Source organism: Actinomadura sp. NPDC000600 (genome assembly GCF_040492135.1).
Classification (GTDB): Bacteria; Actinomycetota; Actinomycetes; order Streptosporangiales; family Streptosporangiaceae; genus Spirillospora.
Map to the genome: position 1 here is coordinate 1 of NZ_JBEUPD010000081.1, position 8,481 is coordinate 8,481.

The window sequence follows — 8,481 nt, forward strand, 5'->3', positions numbered from 1 at the left end:
CTCGTCCACCTCCGCCGCGAAAGGAGCGATCTTGGCCTCGGCCAGCTCACGCACCGTACGCCGCAGCAGCTCATGCTCCTCGGACGGCGCGTACGCGGGAAAGTCGCTCATCGTTCCTCCAGGGTGCGGGCGGTGCGGGCCGATACTTTGACGGCCAATATTTGGACGCCAAATTAAGCGAGCGGGCGGGCGCCGTCAAGGCGGGTCACCGGTGGTCAGGGCGGTCCCAGGTGGCGCAGCAGCCGGACGAGCGCCGGGTTGTCGTTGCCGCGCCGCCAGGCCAGGCTCAGCTCGACGGGAGCCGGATCGGGCAGGTCGACCGCCCGGAACGTCAGGCCCGCGTAGCGCAGCCGCGCCGCCGCCGCGGGCACGAGGGCGAGGCCCCAGCCGCAGTTGACCAGCGCGAGGACGCTGTGCACCTGGCTGAGGTACTGCGCGTACACGGGCGAGACGCGGGCCTGCCGGAACAGGCTGATCAGCAGTTCGTGGAAGTAGCGCGCCTCGACGGGCGAGTACATGATGAACCGCCGCCCGTCGAAGTCGGCGAGGGAGAGCGGGCCGTCCCCCTCCGCGAGGGGATGGCCGCTCGGGACCGCCGCGAGCAGCGCCTCGCGGTCGGCGCGGCGCTCCTCCAGGTCGGGGTCGCTCACCGGGGGCCGGACCAGCCCGAGGTCGAGACCGCCCTCGGCGAGGGCGCGCACCTGGTCGCGGGTCACCATCTCCCGCAGCACGATCTCGACGTCCGGCAGGGCCGTCCGCGCGGCCTCCAGGACCCGGCCGAGCGTGGCGTAGGCGCTCGCGGCCGTGAAGCCCAGTGTGACCGTCCCGGCCTCCCCCGCCGACACCTGCCGGACGGACGTCGCGGCCTGGTCGGCCTGCTGGAGCAGCCTGCGGGCCTCGACGAGGAACGCGCGCCCGGCCGGGGTGAGGCGCACCGACCGGTTCGTCCGGTCGAACAGCCGCACCTTCAGCTCGTTCTCCAGCAGCTGGATCTGGCGGCTGAGCGGCGGCTGCGTCATGCGCAGCCGCGCGGCCGCGCGGCCGAAGTGCAGTTCCTCGGCGACGGCCACGAAGTTCGCGAGCTGGGTGAGCGTGAACATCGATTCATTCCGGGTATCAGTGGATGCGTTTTCTATGTTGGACCTGGATCGATCGGCCATCCTAGCCTCGGGGCATGATGCAGAGCGCGCCCGACGAGACCGCCCGGAGGCTCGGGTCCGGGCTCCTGTCGTTCCCCGTCACCCACTTCCGCGACGACCTGTCCTTCGACGAGGACGCCTACCGGGAGAACATCGCCCGCCTCGGCGAGTACGACGTGGCCGGGCTGTTCGCCGCGGGCGGGACGGGCGAGTTCTTCTCGCTGACGCCGGACGAGGTGGGCTGGGTCGTGCGCGCGGCGGTCGCGGAGGCGCCGGACGGCGTCCCGGTGATCGCGCCCGCGGGATACGGGACGGCGGCGGCCGTGCGGATGGCCGAGGACGCCGAGCGCGCGGGCGCCGACGGGGTGCTGCTGTTCCCGCCCTACCTGACCGAGGCGCCGCAGGAGGGCCTGGCCGCGCACGTCCGGGCCGTGTGCGCGGCGACCGGCCTCGGCGTGACGGTCTACAGCCGCGCCAACGCCGTCTACCAGGACGCGACGGTCGCCGGGCTGGCCGACGCGTGCCCGAACCTCGTCGGGTTCAAGGACGGGGTCGGCGACCTGGAGCTGATGACGCGGATCCGGTCCCGGCTCGGCGACCGCCTCGTCTACATCGGCGGGCTGCCGACCGCCGAGACGTTCGCGCTCCCCTACCGGGAGATGGGCGTGACGACGTACTCGTCGGCGATCTTCAACTTCGCCCCGGAGTTCGCGCTCGCCTTCCACGCCGCCGTCCGGGCCGGAGACCGGGACGCGGTCCAGCGGCGGCTGGCGGAGTTCGTCCTGCCGTACTGCGACATCCGGAACCGCCGCAAGGGCTACGCGGTGAGCATCGTCAAGGCGGGCATGCGGGTCGCCGGGCACCCCGCGGGCCCCGTCCGCCCGCCCCTGACGGACCTGACCGAGGACGAGACCGCCCGGCTCGCGGAGCTCGTGAAGCGGGTGGGCTGAGATGGCGGGCGCCGCTGCGGAGGCGGTCCTCGACCGGATCGCCTGGGTCGAGCTGTCGTCGGTCACGCTGCCGCTCGCCGCACCGGTCAGCGACGCCAAGGTGCTCACCGGGCGGCAGCGGCCGATGACCGAGGTGGTGCTCCTGTTCGCCGAGATCGGCACCGAGGGCGGCCACGAGGGCATCGGCTTCGGGTACGCCAAGCGCGCCGGCGGCCCCGGCCAGTTCGCGCACGCCGCCGAGATCGCCCCCGCCGTCATCGGCGAGGACCCGAGCGACATCGGCAGGATCGCGGCGATGCTGGAGTGGGCGGGCGCCTCGGCGGGGCGCGGCGGCCTCGCCGCGCAGGCGATCGCCGCCGTCGACATCGCGCTGTGGGACCTCAAGGCCAGGCGCGCGGGCCTGCCGCTCGCCAAGCTCCTCGGCGCGCACCGCGACTCCGTCCGCTGCTACGACACCACGGGCGGGTTCCTGAGCACGCCGCTGGAGGAGGTCCTCGCCAACGCGGCCGCGGCCGCCCGGGCCGGGATCGGCGGCGTCAAGATCAAGATCGGGCATCCCGACCCCGCCGAGGACCTGCGCCGCGTCGCCGCGGTCCGGGAGCGGCTCGGCGACGGGTTCCCGCTGATGGTGGACGCCAACCAGCAATGGGACCGGCCCACCGCGCGCCGGATGGGCCGCGCGCTCGAGGAGTTCGGCCTCACCTGGATCGAGGAGCCGCTGGACGCCCACGACGCCGAGGGGCACGCCGCGCTGGTCCGCGCGCTCGACACCCCCGTCGCCACCGGGGAGATGCTCACCAGCGTCGCCGAGCACCGCGAGATCGTCGACCGGGGCGCCGCGGACGTCCTCCAGCCGGACGCCCCGCGCATCGGCGGCATCACGAACTTCCTCAAGGTCGCCGCGCTCGCGGAGGACCGGCGCCTCCTGCTCGCCCCGCACTTCGCGATGGAGATCCACCTGCACCTGGCCGCCGCGTACCCGTCCGAGCCGTGGGTGGAGCACTTCGACTGGCTCGGCCCGCTGTTCGAGGAGAAGCCCGCGATCGAGGGCGGGCGGATGCACGTCCCGGCCCGTCCCGGCCTCGGCATCACGCTCAGCGAGCGGGCCCGCGCCTGGACGACGCGGCGGACCCTCGTGGGCGCCCGTCCCTGACACGCGCCCCGCTCACCGCCGGACGAGCTGCTGGAGCAGGACTCGAACCTGCATGACGTGATCCAGAGTCACGCATCCTGCCATTGGACGATCCAGCACGGGTGCCCGCCGGCGGGCGGTGGCGTCCGCCCGCCGCGGGCACGGGAAGGACCGGCCGGGGGTCGTTACTCCCGCCGGTCCAGTCCAGAGCCGCACCCGGGGATCGAACCCGGTTCTGCTGGGTGGAAGCCAGCCGCCTCACCATTTAGGCCTGTGCGACGTGCGGAGCCGAATGATTCCGCTTTGAGGACCGTGGATCGGGCCGGACTCGAACCGGCATCCCCCCGCTTGCAAGGCGGGTGCTCTCCCATTGAGCTACTGACCCGTGTAGAACTTCGATAGGCGATGAATGACGACCTGCGACGAGGAACGAGAAAGGCCGCCGGGATTTCTCCCTGGCGGCCTCCGGCGGAGCCTGACGGCTCTATCCAGAGGCGTTCCGGGCGAAGGCGAGACCTCGGCCGGCCCCGGCCCCGAAGGGCTGCGGCGCCTGCTGCGCGATGGTCGCGACCATGGTCACCGCTCCTTCCCGTTCACTTCCGTCGAGTTCGATACCCCTATGGTGCGGGACGCCGGGCAGGCGTGCAACGCATTTTCCACGCGCTCGCCCCGGGCCATTCCTGAGGAGCGGCCCGGGGCGAAGCGGATATGCGTCACACCGCCCCGCGGCGGGTGCGGGCGCGGCCGCGACCGGGGGTCAGCAACCGCCCAAGAACGCGGAACGGCAGGGTCACGACGCTGACGATCGTCCCGACAATGGCGCTGATCGCTGCGCTGATGCGGCGCATCTGTCTTCACTCCTTCGGTTCGTCCTGACGAACCGATACCCCGCTGAGGAGTTTTACACCGGCTTTGCTCCGACGATGACGGTGGCATGGAAATCGCCGGACTCCGCGACCGTCGCCGCGAGGCCGCCGCGCCGCACGGCCTCGACGGCGCCGGCGACCTGCCGCTCGCTCGTCTCGAACAGCAGATGCCCGCCGGGGGCCAGCCACCGCGACGCCTCGGCGGTGACGCGGCGCAGGACGTCGAGGCCGTCCGCGCCGCCGTCGAGCGACGAGCGCGGCTCGTGGTCGCGCGCCTCCGCCGGCAGGAGCGCGACGTCCCCGGTCGGGACGTAGGGGACGTTCGCGAGGAGCACGTCGACCCGGCCGCGCAGCGCGTCCGGGACGGGATCGAAGAGGTCGCCCTCGTAGGCCTCGCCGCCGTACGGGGCGATGTTGCCGCGGGCGCAGCGCACCGCCGCGGGTTCGATGTCGGCGGCGTGCAGGGCGCACTCGTCGAGGCCGGAGGCGAGCGCGGCCCCGAGGGCGCCGGACCCGCAGCACAGGTCGAGGATCACGGGCCGGGGCGGCGCGAGGGCGTGGGCCCGGCGGACGAGGAACTCGGTGCGGCGGCGGGGCACGAAGACCCCGGGCCCGACGGCGATCCGCAGCCCGCAGAACATCGCCCAGCCGAGGACGTGTTCGAGCGGCTCGCCGGCCGCGCGCCGTTCCACCATCGCGCTGGTCTCGCCGGGGGTGCGGGCGGTGGAGAGGATGAGGCGGGCCTCGTCCTCGGCGAAAACGCAGCCTGCGGCGCGGAGCCGGGAGACGATGCCGGGTTCGGTGAGGGGTGCTGTCATAGGAGTCCGCAACTTTATCCCGGCCGCGCCGCTCCCACGCGTTCGCCGCATGGCCTGCCCGGCGCGACAATGGAGCGTCGTCCAGAAGCCGGGGGTCAGGGGTGTCGGACAGAGCGGACCTGAGGGCCGACTGCGCCAGCTGTTTCGGGCTGTGCTGCGTGGCGCTGCCGTTCGCCAGGTCGGCCGACTTCGCGATGGACAAGGACGCGGGCGAGCCCTGCCGCAACCTCCTGGCCGACTTCCGCTGCGGCATCCACGCGGACCTGCGGCGGCGCGGCTTCCCGGGCTGCACGGTCTTCGACTGCTTCGGCGCCGGCCAGAAGGTGTCGCAGCTGACCTTCTCCGGCCGCGACTGGCGCGGCGATCCGGACGTCGCGCGCCGCATGTTCGCCGTGTTCCCGGTCATGCGGCAGCTCCACGAGCTGCTCCGGTACCTCGACGAGGCCGCGGCGCTGCCGTCCTCCGGGCCGATCCGCGACGACCTGCGGCGGGCCTTCGAGGAGATCGACCGCCTCACCCGGGGCGGGCCCGGCGAGCTGGCCGAGATGGACGTCCGGGCGGTCCGGGAGAGCGCGGGCGGCCTGCTGTCGCGGGCCAGCGTGCTCGCGCGGGCCGGTCTGTCCGGACGCGGCAAGGACCGGCGGGGCGCGGACCTCCTGGGCGCGAAGCTGAAGGGCGCCGACCTGCGCGGGGCCGACATGCGCGGCGCGTACCTGATCGCCGCCGACCTGCGGGGCGCCGACCTGCGGGCGGCCGACCTGATCGGGGCGGACCTGCGGGACGCCGACCTGCGGGGGGCCGACCTCACCGGGTGCCTCTTCCTGACCCAGGCGCAGCTCGATTCGGCGCGGGGCGACGCGGCGACCCGCCTGCCGGAGTCGCTCGCGCGGCCCGCGCACTGGCCGGCGCCCGCGGCCTGATCTTGTTTAGCCGCCCGGTCTGGGGGCATTTTCGCCCGTCAAAGGGCATTTTTCCGCAGCGCACGTCGGGGGGTCGCGTGGTGCGGGTCACATGGTGGGGCACGGGCGCCGCGGCGTTCGTGCTGCTGGTCCTCGGGGCCGGGCTTCCCCTGCTCGACCGGGTCCTCGGACTCCGCGGGCAGCCGCTGGCGCCCGGCACGGTCGTGTCGGTCGGGACGGAGCGCGGCGGCGTCCGCCCGGTGACGTTCTCGGTCACCTCGTCCGGCTGGGCCCTGAACCGGGGCGACACGTCCCTCTCCAACGGCGCCGAACTGTTCAGCGGCGACGTGGTCTTCGACCTCAACGTGGTGGTCCCGCTGGGATCGGCCGACGCGCGGGCCCTGTGGGGCGGCCTCGGCCGGATCGTCGCCGCGGGCGGGCACGCGCGCCTCGGGACCGGGCCCGTCCCGGTCACCACCGCGCAGGGCGTGACGGGGCTGACGGGACGGCTCGCCGGGCGCGAGCGCGTCGGCACGGCGACCGTCCTCGCCAAGGGGACGCTCGGCGCGTCGGTCACGGCCACCGGCCCGCCGCACGCCTTCCGGAAGGCGGTGCCGCAGGTCGAGGCGATGGTGCGGACGATCAGGATCGCGGCGCCATGGGGCTGACCCGCGGGGACCTCGCGCACCGTCCCGCGTTCTGGCTGTGGGCGGCGGCGTGCCTGCTCGGCGCCTGGATCGCGCTCCGCGGGATCGGCGCGCACGCCGCGGCCTTCCCCGCGGGCGCGATCACCGGGCTCGTCCTGCTCGCGCCGGCGCTGGCCGCGGGCGTGTGGCTGCTGCGGCGGCTGCACCCGGTCCGCTCGCCGCCGCTCGGCTACGCGCTGGTCGCGGTGGCGTGGGGCGGGCTGGCCGCGTTCGGGACGGCGCTGCCCGCCAACGCCGCGTTCCAGGCGATCGTCGGGAAGACGGCGGGGCCGGGCTTCAACGCGGCGTGGGGCGCGTCGATCGCCGCGCCGGTCGACGAGGAGATCCTGAAGCTGCTCGGCGTCGCGGTCGTGGCGCTGATGGCGCCGGCGGCGGTCCGCGGGCCGCTCGACGGGTGGGGCTACGGCGCGCTGGCCGGGTTGGGCTTCCAGTTCGCGGAGAACTTCCTGTACGTCCTCAACACGATCGTGCTGACCGGCGCCACCCACGACGCGAACGCGGCGTTCTTCTCCTTCGGGAGCCGGGTGGTCGGCGGGGCGTGGTGGAGCCACTGGGCCATGACCGCGGTGGGCGGCGCGGGCCTCGGCTGCCTGATCGGGCGGTTCTCCAAGGCGCACGTGGCCGCCGCGGTGGGCGCGTTCGTCCTCGCCATGGCGCTGCACTCCTGGTGGGACGCCCCCGTCCTGTCCGGGCTGATGCTGATGCCGGTGAAGGGCGCGCCGATCCTGCTGGCCGCGGTCGTCGCCTACCGGCTGGCCAGGCGCCGCTACCTCTCGCACTTCCGGCGGACGGTGCACGCGGAGACCGCGGGCGGCGTCCTCGTGCCGGGCGAGGGCCACGTGCTCGCGTTCCGCAAGTGGCGCAGGAAGGAGCAGTGGGGCGTGCCGGTCGGCGAGGCGCGGCGGCTGCTCGCACGGCTCCGGGCCGCCGAGCTCGCCCTCATCGAGGACGGCCTCGGCGGCCTGGAGCGGGACCCGCTGGCCGCCGAGCGGCTGCGCACCGACATCCGCGCCCTGCGCGACGACCTCAAGGCGTCCGGCGCGAACGTGCGCGTGGTGTGAGGGCCAGGACGGCCGCGCACACGACCGCGCAGACGGCGGCGGCGGTGAACAGCGCGTAGGCCGGGTCGCCGGCGCCTCCCCCGGAGCCGACCGGCGCGAACGCGCCCATGATCGCGACGCCGAGGGTGGCGCCGAGCTGCCGGACGGCGTTCAGCAGGCCGCCCGCCGCGCCGGCCGTGCCCTCGGGGGCGGCCGCGACGACCATGGTCGCGAGGGCCGGCAGGGCGAACGACACGCCGAATCCGGTGCACAGCAGCCCGGCGACGAGCGGCGGATAGGAGGCGCCGCCGAGCAGCACGGCCCCGAACAGCACTCCCCCGGCGGTCAGCAGGCCGAGCCCGGCGAGGACGGGGCGGCGCGGCCCGGTCCGCGCGACGATCCGCCCGGTGAGGAGCGGGTTGAACGCGAACGGCAGCGTCATCGGCAGGAACGCCAGGCCGGTCTGGAACGGCGTCAGGGACAGGGTCCGCTGGAACACCAGCGGCAGCACGAACAGCACGCCGGTCATGACGAAGTTGACCGCGGCGCCGGCGGCCAGCGCGGCGGGCATCCCGGGCGCCCGCACCACCGCCGGGACCAGGACCGGCGCCGCGCTCCCGCGCTCGCGGACCGCGAACGCCGCGCCGGCCGCGAGCGCTCCGGCCGCCGAGGCGGCCGCGTGGACGCCCCCGCCGCTCCCCAGCGCGATGAGGGCGTCGGTCAGCAGTCCCAGCGCCGCGCACGCGAGGAGCTGCGCCGCCGGGTCGAGGCCGCGGGACCCGCGCGGGCAGCGCACGGCCCGTCCCGCCGCGAGCGCGAGGACGGCGGCGGCGAGCGGGACGTTGATCAGGAAGATCGCGCGCCAGCCGGCGAGGCCGACCAGCGCGCCGCCCGCGACGGGTCCGGCCGCGAGCGCGGCGCCGCTGGTCG

Annotated in this window: 9 protein-coding genes and 3 tRNA genes; 5 read left to right on the plus strand and 7 right to left on the minus strand. The window is 74.9% G+C overall.

What is annotated here, in order from left to right:
* Nucleotides 1–215: 215 nt before the first annotated feature.
* Entirely contained in the window at nt 216–1,100 is an 885-nt protein-coding gene (locus ABWI07_RS43560; RefSeq protein WP_149257144.1) for a LysR substrate-binding domain-containing protein, read from the minus strand.
* Between the two features lie 74 nt (nt 1,101–1,174).
* Between ABWI07_RS43560 and kdgD the strand changes: the two genes are divergently transcribed.
* Nucleotides 1,175–2,089 carry a 5-dehydro-4-deoxyglucarate dehydratase gene (kdgD, locus tag ABWI07_RS43565; RefSeq protein WP_149257145.1) on the plus strand — a complete coding sequence of 305 codons (915 nt, stop codon included), beginning with the start codon at nt 1,175–1,177 and terminating at the stop codon, nt 2,087–2,089.
* 1 nt (nt 2,090) lies between these two features.
* Complete coding sequence (locus ABWI07_RS43570) at nt 2,091–3,242, plus strand: L-talarate/galactarate dehydratase (RefSeq protein WP_353822145.1); 1,152 nt, start codon at nt 2,091–2,093, stop codon at nt 3,240–3,242.
* Between the two features lie 27 nt (nt 3,243–3,269).
* Here the strand turns inward: ABWI07_RS43570 and ABWI07_RS43575 are convergent.
* The 5 genes from ABWI07_RS43575 to ABWI07_RS43595 all read right to left on the minus strand — a co-directional run bounded on the left by ABWI07_RS43575 (nt 3,270) and on the right by ABWI07_RS43595 (nt 4,905).
* A tRNA-Gln gene (locus ABWI07_RS43575) sits at nt 3,270–3,340 on the minus strand.
* 89 nt (nt 3,341–3,429) lie between these two features.
* Nucleotides 3,430–3,501 (minus strand) — tRNA-Gly (locus ABWI07_RS43580).
* Nucleotides 3,502–3,534: 33 nt separating this feature from the next.
* A tRNA-Ala gene (locus tag ABWI07_RS43585) sits at nt 3,535–3,606 on the minus strand.
* A gap of 328 nt (nt 3,607–3,934) precedes the next feature.
* Nucleotides 3,935–4,069: an LPFR motif small protein gene (locus tag ABWI07_RS43590; protein WP_268843208.1), complete on the minus strand. Its 135-nt coding sequence runs from the start codon at nt 4,067–4,069 to the stop codon at nt 3,935–3,937.
* A gap of 53 nt (nt 4,070–4,122) precedes the next feature.
* Complete coding sequence (locus ABWI07_RS43595; RefSeq protein WP_149257147.1) at nt 4,123–4,905, minus strand: putative protein N(5)-glutamine methyltransferase; 783 nt, start codon at nt 4,903–4,905, stop codon at nt 4,123–4,125.
* A 101-nt stretch (nt 4,906–5,006) separates the two neighbouring features.
* On the opposite strand from ABWI07_RS43595, the gene ABWI07_RS43600 reads away from it, so the two are divergent.
* The 3 genes from ABWI07_RS43600 (at nt 5,007) to ABWI07_RS43610 (ending at nt 7,572) form a co-directional block, all read left to right on the plus strand.
* Complete coding sequence (locus tag ABWI07_RS43600; RefSeq protein WP_353822146.1) at nt 5,007–5,825, plus strand: pentapeptide repeat-containing protein; 819 nt, start codon at nt 5,007–5,009, stop codon at nt 5,823–5,825.
* 77 nt (nt 5,826–5,902) lie between these two features.
* The gene (locus ABWI07_RS43605) at nt 5,903–6,472 is read left to right on the plus strand and encodes a hypothetical protein (RefSeq protein WP_149257149.1); all 570 of its coding nucleotides are present in this window, start codon (nt 5,903–5,905) and stop codon (nt 6,470–6,472) included.
* Complete coding sequence (locus ABWI07_RS43610; protein ID WP_149257150.1) at nt 6,463–7,572, plus strand: PrsW family intramembrane metalloprotease; 1,110 nt, start codon at nt 6,463–6,465, stop codon at nt 7,570–7,572. Before ABWI07_RS43605 ends, ABWI07_RS43610 begins: the two co-directional genes overlap by 10 nt.
* On the opposite strand, the gene ABWI07_RS43615 is transcribed toward ABWI07_RS43610, so the two are convergent.
* A partial coding sequence (locus tag ABWI07_RS43615) for an MFS transporter (RefSeq protein ID WP_353822147.1) occupies nt 7,538–8,481 on the minus strand: 944 nt, incomplete at its 5' end. The two genes, ABWI07_RS43610 and ABWI07_RS43615, sit on opposite strands and share 35 nt — an antisense overlap.